Here is a 16,694-nt window from a genome sequence, read left to right on the forward strand (position 1 = left end):
CCGACGGTGGGGCTCACCCGGATCGACGACCACGTCACGATGGTCACCGGGACCAACGTCAACTGGGCGCTGGTCACCGAGGGTGACGACGTGACGCTGGTCGACGCCGGCTACCCGGGCGATGCCCAGGCGCTGCTCGGCTCGTTGGCGGCCATCGGCCGGCGGGTCGAGGACGTCCGGGCGGTCCTGCTCACCCACGCGCACCTCGACCACATGGGCGGCATCCCCGCCCTGCGCTCGCGGGTGCAGGTGCCGGTCCTCACCGGCGAGGAGGAGGCCCGGCACGCACGCCGGGAGTACCTCGAGCAGATCACGCCCCTCCAGATGCTGCGCCAGTGCACGCACCACGCGGGACGGCGCTGGGTCCGGCAGACGCTGTCCGTGGTGCTGCCCCACACATCGATGTCGCTCGACGACGTCACCGCCGTCCCGTACGACGTGCCGCTCGACGTCCCCGGCGGGCTGGTGCCGGTCGCGACACCCGGCCACACGAGCGGCCACACCGCCTGGCTGGCCCCGGGCGAGGGCGTGCTGTTCACCGGCGACGCGGTGGTCACCGCCCACCCGCTGTCGCGGCTCGGGGAGCGGCCGCAGCTTCTCCCCGGCGTGTTCAACGAGGACGAGGAGCTCATGGTGGCGAGCCTGGAGGGCCTCACCGGCCTGGACGCCGACACGATCGTGCCGGGTCACGGGCCCCACGTCCGCGGCGACCTCCCGACCCTCCTCGCGCGAGCCGTCGGCACCTCCCCGTAGGTTCTCCCCATGGGATGGACCGGTCGCTACACCGACACCGGCGTCTTCGTCTGCTTCGAGGGCGGCGAGGGCTCGGGCAAGTCCACCCAGTCCCGGCTGCTCGCCGAGGTCCTGACCGCCGACGGCTACCAGGTCCGGCTCACCTTCGAGCCCGGCGACACCGCCGTCGGCAAGGAGATGCGGCGGATCGTGCTCAGCCCCGAGACCGGTGAGCTCGACGACCGGACCGAGGCGCTGCTCTATGCCGCCGACAAGGCGGAGCACGTCGCGACCGTCGTCCTCCCCGCCCTCGAGCGGGGCGAGGTGGTCATCACCGACCGCTACGTCGACTCGACCCTGGCCTACCAGGGGGCGGGGCGGTCGCTCGATCCCGCCGAGCTCGAGCACGTGGCCCGGTGGGCCACCGGAGACCTGCGGCCGCACCTCACCGTCGTGCTCGACCTGGCGCCGGAGGCCGGCCTCGGTCGCTTCGACGAGCGCGACCGGATCGAGGGCGAGTCCCTGGAGTTCCACCAGCGGGTGCGCCAGGCGTTCCTCGACCTGGCCGCGGCCAACCCCGACCACTACCTGGTGCTCGACGCGCGGGCGAGCGTCGAGGAGATCGCGTCCGCGATCGCCGACCGGGTCGGGCTGCTGCTCGGCCAGGCCCGCCGGGAGACTCAGTGACGGTCTGGGACAGCCTCGTCGGCCAGCGCCCGACCATCGAGGCGCTCCGCACGGCCGCGTCCGGGCACGGGATGAGCCACGCCTGGCTGTTCACCGGTCCGCCGGGCAGCGGCCGCTCCAACACCGCCGTCGCCTTCGCGGCCGCGCTGCAGTGCGAGCAGGGCGGCGAGGGGCCGAGCTGTCCCGACGGCTGCCACGACTGCCACACCGTCCTCGCCGGCAGCCACGCCGACGTGTCGGTCGTCCGCACCGAGAAGCTGACGATCGGCGTCAAGGAGGTGCGCGACCTCGTCCGGCGGGCGTCCCTGAGCGCGATGGGCAAGCGGTGGCAGATCCTCATCGTCGAGGACGCCGACCGGCTCACCGAGCAGGCGTGCAACGCGCTGCTCAAGGCGATCGAGGAGCCCAATGCCCGCACGGTCTGGATGCTCTGCGCGCCGACCGTCGACGACGTGCTGCCCACGATCCGCTCGCGCTGTCGCCTGGTCGCGCTGAGCACGCCGACGACTGCGGAGGTCGCCGGGTTCCTGCGTTCCCTGGGGTGCGACGAGGCGCGGGCGTCGTACGCCGCGCGCGCCAGCCAGGGCCACATCGGACGTGCTCGGGCGCTGGCCTTCGACGACGGGGTCCGTGACCGACGCCAGGACGTGGTCGCCATCCCCGCGCGGCTGACGACCCTCAAGGCCTGTCTCAGCTCCGCGACCCGGCTCGCCGAGGGGGCCAGGGCGGAGGCCGACGAGATCACCGCGGTCCTCGACGCGCGGGAGAAGGCCGACCTCGACACGGCCTACGGCGTCGTCGAGCGCGGTCGGCGACCGCGGGAGTACGCGCCGGCGCTGCGCGACCTCGAGCAGGCCCAGAAGACCCGCGCCAAGCGCCGCCAGCTCGACGTGGTCGACCGGGGGCTCGTCGACCTGGTGTCGATCTATCGCGACGCGATCGCGCTGGCCTCCGGTGCATCGGGCGAGCTCGTCAACGAGGACGTCCGGTCCGACGTCGAGGAGATCGCCGCGTCGTCGTCGCCGGAGCTCAACCTCCAACGCATCGGATGGATCTTCGAGGCGCGCGAGCAGATGCTGGAGTTCAACGTGCCCGTCGCGCTTGCCCTGGAGTCGATGATGGTGGCACTCCGTGTGCCGGAGCGTTGACCGGTGCGACCAGCGCCGGTGAAGTGGACTGAGGAGACCTGGTGAAGAAGCTGATCATCGCGATCATCGTCGTGTGGACGCTGGTGATCGCGTCGGCAGTCGTCGTCGGGGTCGTCCTGCTGACCCGTGACGACGACAGCACCGACGCCGACGACGACGGCGCGCCCAGTCCCTCGCCGACGACGCCGACCGACGTGTCGTCCTCGCCGACGTCGCCGACCGGTCCGGCCGGACCGGTCCCGGCCGGCCTGGAGGAGTTCTACAGCCAGCAGATCACCTGGGAGCCCTGCGGCGAGAACGAGTGCGGCACCCTCACCGTCCCGCTCGACTACGCCGACCCGACCGGCGACACGATCGACATCGCCCTCGAGCTCGCCGCGGCGACCGGTGAGCGGATCGGGTCGCTGGTGGTCAACCCCGGCGGTCCGGGCGCGCCGGGCACCAACATGGCGCGGGACAACGACTTCTACTTCGCCCCTGAGCTGCGCGCGGCCTACGACATCGTCGGCTTCGACCCCCGCGGCACCGGTGAGTCCAGCCCGGTCGACTGCCTCGACGACGCCGAGCTCGACACCTACCTCGCCTCCGACCCCTCACCCGACGACCGGGCCGAGGTGCGGTCGTTCAACGAGGACGGCGCCGAGTTCTGGGCGGGGTGCGAGGAGCTGTCCGGCGCCCTCGGGTCGCACGTGAGCACGATCGAGGTGGCGCGCGACATGGACGTGCTCCGCGGTGTGCTCGGCGAGGTCAAGCTGCCCTATCTCGGTTTCTCCTACGGCACCCGCCTCGGGGCGACGTACGCCGAGCTGTTCCCGGAGAACGTCGGACGGTTCGTCCTCGACGGCGCCGTCGACCCGAGCCTGCCTGCCCTCGAGGGCTCGCTCAGCCAGGCCAAGGGCTTCGAGACCGCCCTGCGCGCCTACGTCCAGAACTGCGTCGACACCGGTGACTGCTTCCTCGGTGACAGCGTCGACGAGGGTGTCGGGACCATCAGCGACCTGGTCGACTCGATCGAGGACGAGCCGTTGCCGACCAACGACCCCGGTGGCCGCGACCTCACCGTCGGGCTCGCGTTCTACGGGATCATCACGCCGCTGTACGCCGAGGACTACTGGACCTACCTCGACCTCGCGCTGGAGGAGGCGCTCGACGGGTCGGGCGACACGCTGCTGCTGCTCGCCGACTCCTACGCCTCCCGCGAGAACGGCGCCTTCACGGACAACAGCGTCGAGGCGATCGGCGTCATCAACTGTCTCGACGACCCGTTCGCGATCTCGACCGACGAGGTCCCGGACTACTTCGACGACTTCGCCGAGGCGTCCCCGACGTTCGGCGAGGTGTTCGCGTGGGGCCTCACCTACTGCGAGGACACCCCGTTCCGGACGACCGAGCCCGAGATCGAGATCGACGGCTCCGGCGCCGACCCGATCGTCGTCATCGGCACGACCCGCGACCCGGCGACGCCGTACCAGGAGGCGGTGGCGATGGCCGAGCAGCTCGAGTCCGGCGTCCTGCTCAGCCGCGACGGTGACGGCCACACGGCCTACAACCGCGGCAACGCCTGTATCGACGCCGCGGTCCACGCCTACCTGATCGACGGGGTGGTTCCCGCCGACGGCACCGACTGCTGAGGAGTGGGTCGTCCGACTCAGCGTGACCTATGGGCCACGCTCACTCGGACGACCCGCCGGTTTCGCCCCCCTGGGCGCCCGCCGGTATGCTTCCGCAGGTTGTTGCCACGCCTCGGTGCGGTAGCACGCCGCCTTAGCTCAGTCGGTAGAGCGATTCACTCGTAATGACTAGGTCGTCGGTTCGATTCCGACAGGCGGCTCCGCGTGAAACCCGGTCCCTGAAGGGGCCGGGTTTCGTCGTATGTAGCCATCACTGTAGCCAATCTGGATTCGTCGGGCCCGCGCAGTACGGTCCCCGCCATGGAGACCACCCCCGCACTGACGGACCTTGAGCTAGCCGTGCTCGAGTTCGAGCGCGCCAGGTGGAAGTACTCCGGCGCGAAAGACGCAGCCATCCTCAGCATGTTCGGATGGAGCCCCACCCGCTACTACCAGTTCCTGAACCGGCTGATCGACCGCCCGGAGGCGCTGGTAGCCGACCCGCAGCTGGTGAATCGGTTGCAGCGTCTCCGGGACGTGCGGCGGCGGGCGCGAGCGTCGTGAGTAGGTTCACCGATGACCTGGTGTTCCGCCGACGGGGCGAGCCGCCGCCGATCCACTTCGACGGCATCCTGCGTCGGCACCTGGGCGTCCTCCACGCGCCACACGCCGTGGCGCTCGACGCCATTCGTGAGTGGCTCGCCAGCAACGAGCCCTCACCGACGCTGCGACGTTCGCTTGAGGAAAGTGACTTCGCCGCGGCACTGCAATGACCGACCAGCGCCATGTCTTCGTTCGCCGAGAGCACGATCCGCGGGAGTACCCCGGGCTGCTCCTTGAGTGGAGACGCGACGCCGAGGGCCAGTGGGAGGCGCGGGTGACGTACATCGAGGAGAAGCTCGGGCGCAGCGTCACGGAGTGGGCGCCGGCGGTGTGGCTGCGCCCGATCGAGCCGCAGGCGCCCCGGCCTGCTCAAGGCTGAGTCGCCAGCGAGAGTCGGGACGGATCGAACCTTGGCGGGCTGGTCTTGTCGGCGGGTGCGACTGCCCAGCCCGTGAATCCTCGGCCTACGAGCAGTGCCCGGACGAGCTCACGCTTCTCCACCGGCTGCAGACGCTCCCACGCTGTTGCCGGCGCCTGTGACCTGACGACTCGCCGCGCTGCCCGCGGGATGGCAGGGGCAGGCGAGCCGGCCGCAACTAGACGGAGCGCGTCGGGACGGGCCAGGGCTTCGAGCGACCAACTCGCGACGACGGTCTCGACGTGCGGCCCTGAGACGAACGTGTGTCCGCACCCTCGTTCCCGCCGCTGGGTCGAGCACCAGTAGTTGTGCGTGCGCCGGTTGCCGTACTGGTAGCAGATCCCGACCATGGGCGCCCCGCAGCGCCCGCACCAGAGGAGACGTCCGCACCAGTAGCGCAGGTTCGGGACCTTGAGCCGAACCGTTCCCTGCGCGAGCTTCGCCAGAAGCGCATCACGCTGGGTCGTCGTGATGATGCCGGGCCAGGTCGCCGGGCCAACGATCTCCCCTCGATGGGTGCGCAGGCCGGCGATCCGCCCGGACCGCAGGAGCTGATGAAGTGTTCCCGGTGACCACTGCTCGGCGCGGACCGGTCGGATCTTTCGTCGGTTCAGGTCCTCACAGACGGACAGGACCGTTTCGCCTGTGAGCACGCGTGCGGCGGCATCTCGGATGACGTCGGCTTCCGACTGACGGATGGTGACGTGGTCTGCTTCGTACCCGAACGGCCGCCCGCCGCCGCCTGGTCGACCAGCCGCTGCGATCTCGTCCATCTTCCGCTTGATGCGGCGGCTCGCGTCGCGGCTGGCCTTGTTGGCGATGGCGACCATGACTCGCGCCATCGTGACGTCAGCGTCGTTGTCGAGGCGCAGCGAGCCGGTCACAGAGCGAACGGCGACGCGCGGCTCGGTGTGCTCGACGACGTCGATCAGGTCCTCGAGGTCACGCGGGTCCCGGGCTGCTCTGTCGAGGTCGTAGGCGATGAGCGCGTCGGCCTCGCCGTTCTCGAGCATGTCGAGGACGTGGCGGAATCCCGGCCGGACCGTTCGGAGTTGCTGCCGACCGCCTGGCGTCCTGATCTTGCGGCGGGCGAACGCTGAGGTGTCGTTCTCGACGATGACCTCGATCGGGTCGGGCCACCTCAGGAGTTGGGCGAGTGTGCGGACATCTTCCTCTTGGCGGGCGACGCCGAGGGCGTCTCCCGTCCTGTCGTCACTGATCCGGACAAGGCCGACCGGGCGGCTGGGGACAAGGTCTTCCACCGACCGACGGTAGGCCGTCTTCTTGCTCAAGGCGCCGCAAACCGATCGCAGGCGGGGCTAGCCTTCGGCCATGCGCCGCGCCCTCGCCGTCTTGCTAACCACCTGGCTGCTGGCGATCTTTCCCCACGCGGCCGCCGTCGACGGCACGTTGACCCGCACCGAGTTCCGCCAGGTGAAGCGCGGAGACACGCTCGCCGACGTCCGCCGCACCTGGGACGTTGGCCACGGGCGGTGCTGGTACTTCAATGGCGAGTGGGGCCTGGCGTGGAAGATCCGCGGCCGATCGACCTGGGTGACCGCCGAGTTCCACTACCGGCGCGGCGCCTGGCGCTTGATGTCGAAGGACTGGAACACGCTGTTCGTGGACTTCGGTGGCTGCCGAGACCAGCCCGCCCGGTCGGTGGCCGACACGCCCGGCTGCGCCAGCGCGACCGAGATCGAACGGGTCGGCGACACAGACCTCTCCATCGCGCAGATCCGTCGGGTGTTCGATGTCCGCGGACGCCAGGTCGACCGCGGACCGGGGACGCGGGATCGCATCTATCCGGGCTGTGGTCGCGTGATCCAGGTGTGGATCTACTACCAGTGGCGCGATGGCGCGTTCCGCTGGAACGGAAGCAGCCACACGACACGGTGACCGACCAGCGCCACGTCGACGCGCGTCGCATAGAAGTCCGGCGGCTCGTGCGTACCCTCCCCTCATGGCATCAGCGAAGAGTGATCCCGGCGACTCGCCGTTCGCATACATCCTGTGTGGCCTGGTCCTCCAGGCGTTCGGTGGCGCGGTGTTCGGAGCAGCGTGGAGCGAGGACGAGACCCTGATCGCCTTGGTCGGAGCTGGCATCGCCTCGATCGGGGGACTCCTCGCGCTTGTCGGCGTGATCGGGGCGGGCGTCGCGCTGGGGCTGCGGATGCACGCCCGTCAGTCGGACTGAGCGCGTGGCAACGACGCGCAGCGGCACCTCGGACCTCTGGCTGTTCTTCCTCCTCGGCCTAGCCGCCCAGGGCATCGGCCTCGCGTGCGCCCTGTTCGGCGCGGCGAGCGCGGAGGGTGGCGCGCTGGAGGTGGTCGGCTGGGTGCTGCTCGGGGTCGGCGGCGTGCTGACGTTCGTGGCCGCCGTCGGCTTCGCGGTGCTGCTCGGCCTGCGCGCCCACGACGACGCTTGAAAACGACGAAAGCCCCCGCCCTCCCGGAGAAGAGCGGGGGCGACAAGTGAGAACAGCGGCGTCGCTATTCTCACTTAGCCGTTCAGTCGTAGGCCCTATACCCGCGCCAGACGTGCACAGCGAGATAGGTCGTTACCGCAGCCCACAGCGCGGCGAACGCGGCCCGGGGCAGCACGCGCCGGGTGACCGAGCAGATGGTGGCGCGTCCTCGTCGGTGCTGGAGGTAGTTGACGGCCAAGGACGCGAGGAGCGGGATCCAGGCCATCAGTCGTCGTCCTCACTGAGGTCGACGTCGAACAGGTCGTCGGGGATCAGCCGCCCGAGCAGCTCGCCCAGCCAGGCGAGCACAGCTGACTACCGCACGATCAGGACGTAGAGCAGGAGCGCCAGCCCGACGCCAGCCGCGACGCACAGGACCAGTCGCGCCTCGCCGGCGCCACGGTCGGGCGGCTGGACGCTCCCGCCCTGGTGACGTCCGGTGGGGTCGAGGTTCGGCACGAGGTAGACGCCGACCGCGGTGAGGAACGCGGAGACGATCGCGCCCCACTTCTGGACGTCGGGGTCGTCGGGGAAGGCGATCAGGACGGCGGTCAGCGTCGCGCCGATGACGGCAATGACGGCCTTGGCGTAGTGCTTCATGACTGCTCCTTGCATCGGAAGGCGGGCGTACAGTGGCGGTTGTGCGAATGCGGCTTGCAGTGGACCCGGATCTCGGTGTTGTCGCGGCTGCGATCGATGACCAGGGGCGGATCGTCGCGACGGAAGCCGCCGTGGTTCGCGACGGCCTGGACTCTGTCCTCGAGGGAGTGGGCCTGTTCGATCCGCTCGACTAGCGAGTCGTCATGATCGGTACGCGGTGGTCGCTTGGGAAGCTCACGACCTCGACCCGCCCGGAGACACCGAGCGTCCAGACGTGGTCGATGGTGCGGCGCCCGTGGGTCGGCTGGTGGGTGCGCTGCTTCATCCCGAAGCGGCGCAGCGGCTTGAGGACGAGCGCGTTGGGCCGAGCGTTCATGTCGCCGACCACGACGACGTCGATGCGGTCCTCGCGGCGCTCGACCATGTCGGCCAGGTCGGCGATCTGCTTCTTCGCCAGGGCGCGGCGACGCGGGAGGTAGAGGCTGGCGGGGAGGTGGCCGTTGATGAGGACGAAGGGATCCTCGCCGGGTGCGTGGACGCGGGCGTGGTTCCAGACCTTCGCCTTGACGACGTCGGGCCCGGCGCCGAGGCGGCCGGTGTTGGTGGCCTCGGTCGCGGGTCGCGTTCCCTGGCGGCTGACCTCGACGGCCTTGGGGTTCCATAGGACCGGCGTCGACGCGGAGCCTTCCTCGTCGCCCGTCCAGCACTCCCAGCCGGTCGCGGTGCAGAACCGCCCGAGGATCTTGAGGCGGTCGCCGCACTCCTGGAGGCCGAACACGTCGGCCCGGAGTGCGAGCGAGTGCAGGCCAGCGAGGACGGCGGCGTCGGGGCGGTTGCCGAGGTTGGCAGTAGCGACGCCGGTCACGGCTCGAGGTGCCCCAGGATCTCGTCGAGCTCGGCGTCGGTGCTGCCGAACCGTTCCTTGAGGATGACGCGGAGGTTGGCGAACAGGCGTCGCTCGCGGTCCTTGTCGGCCTTGTCGCGCTCGACCTCAGCGGCGGCGAGGTCAGCCACCTTCTTCTCGATGCGGTCCAGCTGCTCGGCGTAGTCGGCCATCGGGTCCTCCTCGGGTGGTTCGGTGACGATCGGGTCGGGGCGCCAGTGGTAGTCGGCTGCGTTGCCGGCGAGGCCGTCACGGCTGTCGAGGTACGCCTGCCACTGCCGCAGAGCGCCGGGCGAGGGGTGCGCCCAGGGTCCGGGCACGAGGTGGGCGTGCAGGTCGAAGCCCTGGGACTCGTATCGCTCCCAATAGGCGAAGCCATGCGATCGCAGGGTGCGGACCATCTGCCGCCGCTCGTCCTCGGTGCGGTCCCATAGGCGCAAGTCGAGGGCGTCGCCGTCGTGGGTGTCTGCCGATGCGCTCGCGCCGCCGTCGCCGACCCAGCCGCCCTGCACGATCGTCGGGGTGAACCCGAGCGCCTCGCAGGCGTCGTCCCAGGCCGTCCAGAACGCTACGGAGGCCTTGATGGCGCGGCCCGAGGAGTCGAAGCCACGCTGGATCACGGTGGGCATGTCAGCCTCCAAGGGCGGTGTCGATCCCGGGCGCGAAGTCGCTGGCGCACAGGCACCAGTCGCACGGGAGGATGTGGTGCGGATGGGGGCAGGAGTGGCACGCCGGGTCGCGGGGGATGGGCGGCACGAACTCGCCGCCCATCGGATCAGCCCGTGACCGCGATGATCAGGGAGACCATCAGCCCGACGCCTGAGCATCCGAGCGCGGCGATGACCCACCATTGCGGCGAGGAGTTCTTCAAGTCCTGCCGGATCCCGCCGAGGTCGGTTCGCATCGCCGCGAGCCCCTCAGCCAGCGCCGCCTTGATGTCGCGGACCTCGCGGTCGTTGCTCAGTCGCCACGCCTCGAACTCACCACGAGTGACGAACACGGTGGACTGGCTCTTGACGTCGTTCTTGATCTCGCGGATGTCGAGCTCGATTCGCTCCACGGCTCGCCCGAGCTCGGGCGGGGAGTAGGGCTCGGACATCAGGCGGCCTCGTAGGTTCCGGTGATGACGATCTCGTCGCCAGTGGCCCAGGTGAACGGCGCGGTGGAGGAGAGGACCGCGGAAGCATCGTCGCGGAGCACGACGGTGGTCGTGGTGTTGTTGAACGCCCAGCCGCCCTTGAAGGTGTTCGCCGAGGTGTCGTACATCAGCAGCTGGGCGTTGATCGTGCGGGTCGCGGTCGCGGTCGCGGGGAGCGTGAATGTCGGCGCTCCGGTGATGGCCGACGTCGAGCCGAGGGTGAACTTGATCCGGAAGAACGTCATCTTTCCGACCGACACGTAGGCCGCCGACAGCGTGCCGTTGCCGAGGGTGATGTTCGTCGTCGTCGGCGTGTAGGAGGTCCACGCGTCACCGAGCGCCTTGAAGTTGTCCCGCAGGTACGCGTTGAGCTCGGCGGCGGTGAGCGTGTTCCCGGCCGTGAAGGTCGGGGGAGTGGAGTAGGCCACGGGTGGTGCTCCTGTCAGCCGATGACGTAGGCGCTGTTGAGGTCGCCGCGGGTGGTGTCGTCGAGGAGGAAGGTCGCGGCCTCGGCCGACGCGTCAGAGACGTAGAGGGTCACCTCGCAGGTCCCGGGTCCATAGACCTCGGTCATGCCCTCGAGGTAGCAGGACGTCGGAACACCGTTGATCGCAGTCGGGATGTTCGACAGCGTCACGAGCGACCCGGGCTCGAACGACTCCGACAGCAGCTGTGCCTGCTTTCCGGACGACAGCGAGGTGACCGACACGGTGATCGCGGGCATCCGGGGGACCGGGTTGCCGAACTTGTAGAGCAGCCAGTCGGCGCGTTCGCGCAGGTGCGGCTGGGACGCAGTGATGAGGGTGTGCTCTTGGGCGTTGTAGCCGATCAGGGCGATCGAGGCCGCGTCCTCACGGACGACCGTCTCGGACTCGTCAGCGGCCTTCACGGTCACCTGGTTGACGACCTCGCTGGTGTCCGCGGTCACGGCGAGGTTGCCCGGCTCTGACACCGAGGCGTCGAGGGCGATCGACGCCGTACTCGCGGTCGTGCGGACCAGCGGACCGAGGTAGCGGATGTTGCCGTTGCGGCGGTCGAACAGGAACCCACCGTCGGTGGTCGCGACGTCCTGCATCAGGGCGAGCGCGGTGCCGACCGGAGGCTGCGGCAGAAGCGGGGTGTCGCCCGGCGAGGTGATCGTGATCTGGCTGGTGGGATACCCCGCGTACTCGGCCCACCGCTGCAACCGCTGGGTGACGGTGTCGCCCTCGCCGTCCTGGTTGACGATGTCGTCGTAGAGGCTTGCGACCTGACTGTCGGTCAGGCGGGTGCCGTTCCAGATGGCGAGCCGGCCGAACTCGTGCTTGAGGTCGACCGGCTTGCCGTCGACGTCGAAGTAGGTGCTCTCGCCGACGCCGATCTGCCGGAGGGTGAAGCCGCCGCTGGCGACCGAGAGCGTGGCAACCAGCTCGTCGTCGTAGTAGGCCCGCAGGGTCGGAGTCGCGCCACCGCCTGAGGTCAGCGTGAACAGGTGCCACTCGGTGTCGCGGATGCCGGGCGCAGCGACCTGGACGATGTCGGTGGAGCCGCCGTTGATCGCGTAGATCTCCCACTCGGCGTTCTTCTGGTAGGCGTTCCAGGCGAACACGTAGCGGGGGTTCCCGTTGAACTGGAAGTCGGCGTCGCTGTGCAGGGTGAACGGCAAGAACTCGGCGGATTCGGTGCGCTCCGTGCGGCCGAGTCGCGCAATCATCGTCACCGACCACGCGGCCGTCGAGGAGATGACCGGCATCTTGCGGACCTGGGCCGACAGGTGAGAGTCCCCAGCGGGGACGGGCTTGAACGCAGCGACCTTGAGCCCGTCCGGAGACGCGCCCCACTCCTCGTTCGGGGTCTTCGCGAACGCGCCCTTGGTCGCCTTGTCTTCGCCAGAGGCACGGACCCAGATCCGAGGCTGGTCGTCGAACTCGTGCCACGGCGGCGACGACTTCACCGTACCGTCGTTCGACTCGGTCGACTCGGTCATCGGCCAGTACGACGTCGCCCCCAGGGCGAGGATCGCCGCCGACGTCCGGTCCTGCAGCGACTTCGCCCGACCCATCCATGCCAGCCGGGACGACGCCCGCACCTGGATCCGCAGGCCCGTGTCGAGGTTCCCCGACGGCCACACCGGAGTGATTGACTCGATGTAGCCGACGAACCGGTTACGTACCGCTTGGCCGTTCGGCTGCGCCCGGACCCGCAGCGGCACCCCTACCCCGATCAGGGCGTTCGAGGGAGTGATCTTCGCGTAGGGCCCCGACGCGTCGACCTTGAACTCCGAGGCCGCGAACGTCAGGGTGCACACGTTCGGGTCGGCCTGCGAGATCTCGTTCTGGCGACCGAAGTCGATCTGGATGGCGTCCTGCACCTCGACGTCGTCGTTGGCGCTGATCCACGTGATCGACGCGGTTGTCGTCAGCGGCGTGTCCGTCCCGCGGGTGCCAACGTCGACCGTGGGCGACGGGAAGTTGGAGTAGTCGCCGCTCACGCCGCCGGCCCCAACGTCTTCACCTGCAGCGGACGGCCCGTGGTGCGCTGGTGCTCGATCAGGATCTGCTCGATCACCCGTCCGTTGGGCAGCACCAGCTGCACGACAAGCGGCTGCCCCGACCCGCCCCCGAGCCCCGCGGCCATCGCCCGGGTAGCTGCCGCCGTGTGGACCTGCGACCCGCGGGGGAGGTTGACCAGCTCGGGGCCCTCCTCGCCGACGACCGTCAGGCCGCCGCGCCAGTGGTTCGTGCCCCTCGCCAGGTGCCCGATATCCGGGGCGTTGACCGAGATCCCGATGCCCTTGACCTTGAAGTCGAACTCGAGCAGGTTGTTGAGCTGGTCGATGCCGCTGTTGATAGCCCCCTTCACGGCCGACCAGATCTGACCGGCGAAGTCGGAGGCGAACCCGGCGGCGTTCTGGATGCCCTTGGCGATGCCGCCGATCAGTGCGCCTCCGGCCTCCTTGAACTTGTCGACCAGGCCCCGGATCTTGCCCGGGATCTCGCGGATCTTGTCCACAATGAAGTCGGCGCCGTCGCGAGCCTTGTCCTTCACGACGTCCCACAGCTTCGACATGATCGACGAGCCGGCGTCGCGGAACTTCCCGGCCAAGGCCTTGATGGCGCCAGGCAGCTCGCGGATCTTGTCGCGCAGCCAGTCGGCGCCCTTCTTGGCGAGGATCTTGATGCCCTCCCACATCACCGACCACGTCTTCTTCAGGATCACCCCGGCGTTCTTGAACGCGAACTTGACGAGGTTGAAGAGCTGCCGCACGAGGCCGACGACGATCTTCCCGGCGCCACGGACGATGAGTTTGATGCCGTCCCAGGCCTTCTTCCAGTCGCCCTTGAGGAGCGCGGAGACGGTCTTGAACCCGCCCTTGATGACGTCGAATGCCCCCGAGAGGACGGTCTTGACGTTGGCGAAGGTCGACTTCAGGAACCGGACGATGTTGTCGCCGAACAGCCGCCAGAGGTTCTGCAGGATCGCGATGCCGTCGGAGAAGATGCCCTTCACGTCAGCGACGAACCCGGCCAGCTTGCCTGATCCGTCGCCGCTGAACTTGTCGATCACGCCGCGGATGCGGTCGAAGATCGGGGGGACCTTCTCGCCGAGGTAGCGACCAAACGCCTCGATGGCCGGGAGGCCCTTCTTCAGGAACCAGTCGGCCATCTTGGTGACGACGGGGATCAGCTTCGCGCCGATCTCCTCACCGGCCTCGGCGAGCATCACCTTGAGCCGCTGCATCTTGCCCGACAGGGTGTTGGCGTTCTTCTCGGCCTGGCCCTTGAACGTGCGCGCGAGGCGCTTCTGAGCCTCCTCGAACGAGATCGTCTCGCCGGCGGCGTTCTTGGTCTTGATCCCGAACTTCGCTAGCCCCGCGACGTTGCCGTTGTACGCCTTCGTGAGCGCCTTGCTCACCGAGTCCATGGAGGCGCCGGACCCCGCGGCGACGTCCATCGACAGCGCGGTGAGCTTCTGAGCCTCGTCGACGTCCTTGGTCGCCTGGGCGAGGCGTCCGAGCGCGGGCCGCAGCTCGTCGTCGGTGATCCCGAGCGCCTTGCCCTGCGCCGAGATCCAGTCCTCGACGGCGGCGACCTGCGTCTTGGTCGCGCCCGTGTTGTTCTTCAGCGCGGTCGCGAGCTTGGTCTGTGCCGCCTGGTCCTCGATCGCGCCCTTCGTCATGTCGAACAGGGCCTTGCCAGCGATGATCGACCCAGCTGCGATCGCGAGGACGCCCGTCTTGGCCGCGGTCTTAGCGACGCCGCCGAGCTTCGACAGCTTGCTGTTCGACCGGTCGGCGCTGTTGCCGAGTCGGTCGAACTTGTCGGAGGCCCGGTCGCGGGCGAGGATGTCGAAGACGACCGAGGTGCTAGCCATGCTCGACCTCCTCGTAGTTGCGGCTCATCTGCCGCTCGTAGTCCTTCGCGAACGCGAGTCGTGCGCGGACTTCCTGCGTGGACATGCGCTCAAGGCGCCACGGATACCAACCGCCGAGGTGCTCGAGCAGCGGTCCGTAGACGCGGACCTGCTGCACGAGCGTCAGGCTTCCGGGTCGACGTCAGTCCCCTCGACCGCGTTGTCTTCCTTCGCCGGCGCCGGGCACTCGTGGTCGTCGTCGTCCTCGGTGCTGGCCCACTGCTTGCAGTCCGAGCACTGGACCGAGTACGTCACCTCTCCCGAGTCGGGCATGACGGCCTCGAGCTGCAGCTTCGGCTCGTCCCGCTTCCGGAGCACCCACAGGAGCGCGGCCTCAGCCTTCCCCGACTCCTTCATCAGCCGGGAGCGGAACTCGGCCCACGGCCAGTCGGTGACCTCCTCGGTCTTCGACCGGACGTCCCAGGCCGGGTTCTCGATGTCGACCGTCCACTCGCGCGGCGAACCGCCGTCGGGCTTGTAGGTGATCTGCAGGATCGCAGCCATCAGATGTTCGTTACCTCTCGTGCGATGTCCTCGAGCACGCCGCGGATGGCGCGCTGAACGTCGGGGAGTTGCTTGTCGAACTCGCCCGTGAAGACCGCCGGTTCGACGCCCGCGGTCTGGTCGAACCAGTGGCCGCGGTGACCGAACAGCGGGTGGCGGAGCCTCTTCCCGGTGAGGGTCCGGAGGTCGTGGCCGCGCGCCGAAAACCGCATCGAGACGCCCGCGTAGCGGCCTGCCTTCGCTGAAGTCGACGCCCGAGTCGCCCCGGCGACCTGCTCCGCGAGCCCGCCGCGACGCGGCAGCGCGGCGGGGATGACCTCGATCATCTGCCCGCGGATGTCCTTCGTCACGCTGTTCAGGCCCCGGAACAGCTCCCGCCGCAAGCCCTTCGCGTCGGCGTGCGTGCGGATCTTGCGGACGAGGTTCTCGACGTCCTCCGACCGGATCTCGAAGTCGTCGACCATGATCAGATCGCGACCGAGTCCTGGCTGATCAGCAGCACCTGGAACGGGTTGTTCGTGGCGTTGGCGTACACCTCGAGCTCGACCTGGGCCTTGACGACCTCGGGACCGGACACCTGCGGGGTGACCTTCTTGATCCGCGCCACGGGGACGATGAACTCGATGGTGTTCTTGTAGGTCGTCTCGATGGTCGAGGCCTCGAACCGGCACAGCAGCGAGGTCGCGGTCCCAGCCTTGAACGGCGTGTAGAACTCGGCCTGGTTGTACTCGGCGTCGAGGGTGATCGTGATGACCGGGACGCCGCCCTCGAGCTGCTCCTTCTTCAGGCCAGCGTTGCCGAGCCCGTACCGCTCGACGTCGAGGGCGTTGTCGCCCTTGATCGTGATGCCCTTGACGATCGTCGCGACCGCGGTGCCACCGGTGTAGGTGAGCTCGGTCGTGCCGCCGATGGTGCCGCCCAGCGAGAATGCCGAGCAGTGGGTGAAGTTGAACTCGCCGTTCGTCGAGTCCGACACGAACGACGCCGCCGCGAGGGCGGTCGCGGTCGTCTCGTCCCAGCCGTCGAGGCCGAGCACCAGCTTGGCCCCTGCGGAGTCCGAGCAGGAGAACTCCCAGTCGGTGACCTTGGCGCCGCGGATGGTGTGCGGCCGGATGGCCTGGGAGCCGTGCGCCTCGGGCCGGCCGACCTGGACGGTGAGCGACTTGCCGAGCAGGTCTCCGGACTGGTGGACCTGCTTGTACGCGGCCGCCGGGCCGACGAGCGTGGGCGTGGTGACCGACGAGCCGATGGCGGCCTTCCACAAGCCGCCCATCGTGCGGAAGGCGTAGGGCACGTCGATCGGGCCCGCGACCTTCTTGAGCGACTGCGCGAGGCGCGTGTTGTTCTTGAACTTCTGACCCGTGCGGATGCCGGTCGGCTCGAGCCACGTCGGGTCGAAGTCCAGGCCCTCACTGTTGAACTCGAGGAACTTGTTCGGCGTGACCTCGGTGCCGACGGTCGTCTCGAGCCGGTAGCCGAGCTGGGCGTCGATTCCGGTTCCAGTGGTCATG

General features: G+C 69.1%; 23 protein-coding genes and 1 tRNA gene. 11 read left to right on the forward strand and 13 right to left on the reverse strand.

The genetic code is table 11. The annotated features are described in order from the left end of the window. The first annotated feature begins 6 nt into the window (after positions 1 to 6). From H0487_RS03700 to H0487_RS03730, 7 genes are all read left to right on the forward strand, one after another. The gene (locus H0487_RS03700; RefSeq protein WP_183092883.1) at positions 7 to 753 is read left to right on the forward strand and encodes an MBL fold metallo-hydrolase; all 747 of its coding nucleotides are present in this window, start codon (positions 7 to 9) and stop codon (positions 751 to 753) included. 9 nt (positions 754 to 762) lie between these two features. Next, a complete protein-coding gene (gene tmk, locus H0487_RS03705) occupies positions 763 to 1,419 on the forward strand; it encodes a dTMP kinase (protein WP_183092884.1) in 657 nt (218 codons plus the stop codon). After that, on the forward strand, positions 1,416 to 2,567 hold the full coding sequence (locus tag H0487_RS03710) for a DNA polymerase III subunit delta' (RefSeq protein WP_183092885.1): 1,152 nt from the start codon (positions 1,416 to 1,418) through the stop codon (positions 2,565 to 2,567). The genes tmk and H0487_RS03710 overlap by 4 nt, the downstream gene beginning before the upstream one ends. Positions 2,568 to 2,608: 41 nt before the next feature. Further along, positions 2,609 to 4,198 carry an alpha/beta hydrolase gene (locus H0487_RS03715; RefSeq protein WP_183092886.1) on the forward strand — a complete coding sequence of 530 codons (1,590 nt, stop codon included), beginning with the start codon at positions 2,609 to 2,611 and terminating at the stop codon, positions 4,196 to 4,198. A 127-nt stretch (positions 4,199 to 4,325) separates the two neighbouring features. After that, positions 4,326 to 4,398, forward strand: a tRNA-Thr gene (locus H0487_RS03720). Positions 4,399 to 4,498: 100 nt separating this feature from the next. Beyond that, positions 4,499 to 4,741 carry a DUF3263 domain-containing protein gene (locus H0487_RS03725; protein ID WP_183092887.1) on the forward strand — a complete coding sequence of 81 codons (243 nt, stop codon included), beginning with the start codon at positions 4,499 to 4,501 and terminating at the stop codon, positions 4,739 to 4,741. After that, positions 4,738 to 4,950: a hypothetical protein gene (locus H0487_RS03730; protein ID WP_183092888.1), complete on the forward strand. Its 213-nt coding sequence runs from the start codon at positions 4,738 to 4,740 to the stop codon at positions 4,948 to 4,950. The genes H0487_RS03725 and H0487_RS03730 overlap by 4 nt, the downstream gene beginning before the upstream one ends. A 199-nt stretch (positions 4,951 to 5,149) precedes the next feature. On the opposite strand, the gene H0487_RS03735 is transcribed toward H0487_RS03730, so the two are convergent. Continuing rightward, positions 5,150 to 6,490, reverse strand: a complete 1,341-nt coding sequence (locus H0487_RS03735; RefSeq protein ID WP_220793056.1) for a recombinase family protein — start codon at positions 6,488 to 6,490, stop codon at positions 5,150 to 5,152. Positions 6,491 to 6,530: 40 nt separating this feature from the next. Between H0487_RS03735 and H0487_RS03740 the strand changes: the two genes are divergently transcribed. The 3 genes from H0487_RS03740 to H0487_RS03750 all read left to right on the forward strand — a co-directional run bounded on the left by H0487_RS03740 (position 6,531) and on the right by H0487_RS03750 (position 7,627). Next, positions 6,531 to 7,097 carry a hypothetical protein gene (locus tag H0487_RS03740; RefSeq protein WP_183092890.1) on the forward strand — a complete coding sequence of 189 codons (567 nt, stop codon included), beginning with the start codon at positions 6,531 to 6,533 and terminating at the stop codon, positions 7,095 to 7,097. Positions 7,098 to 7,161: 64 nt separating this feature from the next. After that, entirely contained in the window at positions 7,162 to 7,395 is a 234-nt protein-coding gene (locus tag H0487_RS03745; RefSeq protein WP_183092891.1) for a hypothetical protein, read from the forward strand. Between the two features lie 4 nt (positions 7,396 to 7,399). Further along, the gene (locus H0487_RS03750; RefSeq protein ID WP_183092892.1) at positions 7,400 to 7,627 is read left to right on the forward strand and encodes a hypothetical protein; all 228 of its coding nucleotides are present in this window, start codon (positions 7,400 to 7,402) and stop codon (positions 7,625 to 7,627) included. Between the two features lie 82 nt (positions 7,628 to 7,709). Here the strand turns inward: H0487_RS03750 and H0487_RS03755 are convergent, their stop codons facing one another. Both H0487_RS03755 and H0487_RS03760 read right to left on the reverse strand, forming a co-directional pair. Beyond that, on the reverse strand, positions 7,710 to 7,892 hold the full coding sequence (locus H0487_RS03755; protein ID WP_183092893.1) for a hypothetical protein: 183 nt from the start codon (positions 7,890 to 7,892) through the stop codon (positions 7,710 to 7,712). Positions 7,893 to 7,981: 89 nt separating this feature from the next. After that, positions 7,982 to 8,266: a hypothetical protein gene (locus H0487_RS03760; protein WP_183092894.1), complete on the reverse strand. Its 285-nt coding sequence runs from the start codon at positions 8,264 to 8,266 to the stop codon at positions 7,982 to 7,984. 47 nt (positions 8,267 to 8,313) lie between these two features. On the opposite strand from H0487_RS03760, the gene H0487_RS03765 reads away from it, so the two are divergent. After that, complete coding sequence (locus H0487_RS03765; protein WP_183092895.1) at positions 8,314 to 8,460, forward strand: hypothetical protein; 147 nt, start codon at positions 8,314 to 8,316, stop codon at positions 8,458 to 8,460. Here H0487_RS03765 and H0487_RS03770 read toward each other — a convergent pair. From H0487_RS03770 to H0487_RS03815, 10 genes are all read right to left on the reverse strand, one after another. Continuing rightward, positions 8,457 to 9,131, reverse strand: coding sequence for an endonuclease/exonuclease/phosphatase family protein (locus tag H0487_RS03770; protein ID WP_183092896.1), 675 nt, complete (start codon positions 9,129 to 9,131; stop codon positions 8,457 to 8,459). The two genes, H0487_RS03765 and H0487_RS03770, sit on opposite strands and share 4 nt — an antisense overlap. After that, positions 9,128 to 9,778, reverse strand: coding sequence for a hypothetical protein (locus H0487_RS03775; RefSeq protein WP_183092897.1), 651 nt, complete (start codon positions 9,776 to 9,778; stop codon positions 9,128 to 9,130). The genes H0487_RS03770 and H0487_RS03775 overlap by 4 nt, the downstream gene beginning before the upstream one ends. Before the next feature lie 146 nt (positions 9,779 to 9,924). Then, positions 9,925 to 10,248 (reverse strand): hypothetical protein, encoded by a 324-nt coding sequence (locus tag H0487_RS03780; RefSeq protein WP_183092898.1) that lies wholly within the window; start codon positions 10,246 to 10,248, stop codon positions 9,925 to 9,927. Next, the gene (locus H0487_RS03785) at positions 10,248 to 10,715 is read right to left on the reverse strand and encodes a hypothetical protein (protein WP_183092899.1); all 468 of its coding nucleotides are present in this window, start codon (positions 10,713 to 10,715) and stop codon (positions 10,248 to 10,250) included. The genes H0487_RS03780 and H0487_RS03785 overlap by 1 nt, the downstream gene beginning before the upstream one ends. A gap of 14 nt (positions 10,716 to 10,729) precedes the next feature. Beyond that, positions 10,730 to 12,757, reverse strand: coding sequence for a hypothetical protein (locus tag H0487_RS03790; RefSeq protein WP_183092900.1), 2,028 nt, complete (start codon positions 12,755 to 12,757; stop codon positions 10,730 to 10,732). Further along, positions 12,754 to 14,640: a phage tail protein gene (locus H0487_RS03795; RefSeq protein ID WP_183092901.1), complete on the reverse strand. Its 1,887-nt coding sequence runs from the start codon at positions 14,638 to 14,640 to the stop codon at positions 12,754 to 12,756. The genes H0487_RS03790 and H0487_RS03795 overlap by 4 nt, the downstream gene beginning before the upstream one ends. Continuing rightward, entirely contained in the window at positions 14,633 to 14,797 is a 165-nt protein-coding gene (locus H0487_RS03800) for a hypothetical protein (protein ID WP_183092902.1), read from the reverse strand. The genes H0487_RS03795 and H0487_RS03800 overlap by 8 nt, the downstream gene beginning before the upstream one ends. Before the next feature lie 5 nt (positions 14,798 to 14,802). Continuing rightward, positions 14,803 to 15,183, reverse strand: coding sequence for a hypothetical protein (locus H0487_RS03805; RefSeq protein WP_183092903.1), 381 nt, complete (start codon positions 15,181 to 15,183; stop codon positions 14,803 to 14,805). Then, on the reverse strand, positions 15,183 to 15,647 hold the full coding sequence (locus tag H0487_RS03810) for a hypothetical protein (protein WP_183092904.1): 465 nt from the start codon (positions 15,645 to 15,647) through the stop codon (positions 15,183 to 15,185). The genes H0487_RS03805 and H0487_RS03810 overlap by 1 nt, the downstream gene beginning before the upstream one ends. A 2-nt stretch (positions 15,648 to 15,649) precedes the next feature. After that, positions 15,650 to 16,693, reverse strand: a complete 1,044-nt coding sequence (locus tag H0487_RS03815) for a phage tail tube protein (RefSeq protein ID WP_183092905.1) — start codon at positions 16,691 to 16,693, stop codon at positions 15,650 to 15,652. Between the last annotated feature and the right edge of the window lies 1 nt (position 16,694).

The sequence above is a fragment of the Nocardioides stalactiti genome, assembly GCF_014180715.1.
Lineage (GTDB): Bacteria > Actinomycetota > Actinomycetes > Propionibacteriales > Nocardioidaceae > Nocardioides > Nocardioides stalactiti.

What these genes read in the sequence shown, in the direction of transcription:
- tmk (WP_183092884.1), top strand. Translation starts at nt 763, where the DNA reads ATGGGATGGACCGGTCGCTACACCGACACCGGCGTCTTCGTCTGCTTC.
- H0487_RS03725 (WP_183092887.1), top strand. Translation starts at nt 4,499, where the DNA reads ATGGAGACCACCCCCGCACTGACGGACCTTGAGCTAGCCGTGCTCGAG.
- H0487_RS03740 (WP_183092890.1), top strand. Translation starts at nt 6,531, where the DNA reads ATGCGCCGCGCCCTCGCCGTCTTGCTAACCACCTGGCTGCTGGCGATC.
- H0487_RS03745 (WP_183092891.1), top strand. Translation starts at nt 7,162, where the DNA reads ATGGCATCAGCGAAGAGTGATCCCGGCGACTCGCCGTTCGCATACATC.
- H0487_RS03755 (WP_183092893.1), bottom strand. Translation starts at nt 7,892, where the DNA reads ATGGCCTGGATCCCGCTCCTCGCGTCCTTGGCCGTCAACTACCTCCAG.
- H0487_RS03760 (WP_183092894.1), bottom strand. Translation starts at nt 8,266, where the DNA reads ATGAAGCACTACGCCAAGGCCGTCATTGCCGTCATCGGCGCGACGCTG.
- H0487_RS03765 (WP_183092895.1), top strand. Translation starts at nt 8,314, where the DNA reads ATGCGGCTTGCAGTGGACCCGGATCTCGGTGTTGTCGCGGCTGCGATC.
- H0487_RS03775 (WP_183092897.1), bottom strand. Translation starts at nt 9,778, where the DNA reads ATGCCCACCGTGATCCAGCGTGGCTTCGACTCCTCGGGCCGCGCCATC.
- H0487_RS03780 (WP_183092898.1), bottom strand. Translation starts at nt 10,248, where the DNA reads ATGTCCGAGCCCTACTCCCCGCCCGAGCTCGGGCGAGCCGTGGAGCGA.
- H0487_RS03795 (WP_183092901.1), bottom strand. Translation starts at nt 14,640, where the DNA reads ATGGCTAGCACCTCGGTCGTCTTCGACATCCTCGCCCGCGACCGGGCC.
- H0487_RS03805 (WP_183092903.1), bottom strand. Translation starts at nt 15,183, where the DNA reads ATGGCTGCGATCCTGCAGATCACCTACAAGCCCGACGGCGGTTCGCCG.
- H0487_RS03810 (WP_183092904.1), bottom strand. Translation starts at nt 15,647, where the DNA reads ATGGTCGACGACTTCGAGATCCGGTCGGAGGACGTCGAGAACCTCGTC.
- H0487_RS03815 (WP_183092905.1), bottom strand. Translation starts at nt 16,693, where the DNA reads ATGACCACTGGAACCGGAATCGACGCCCAGCTCGGCTACCGGCTCGAG.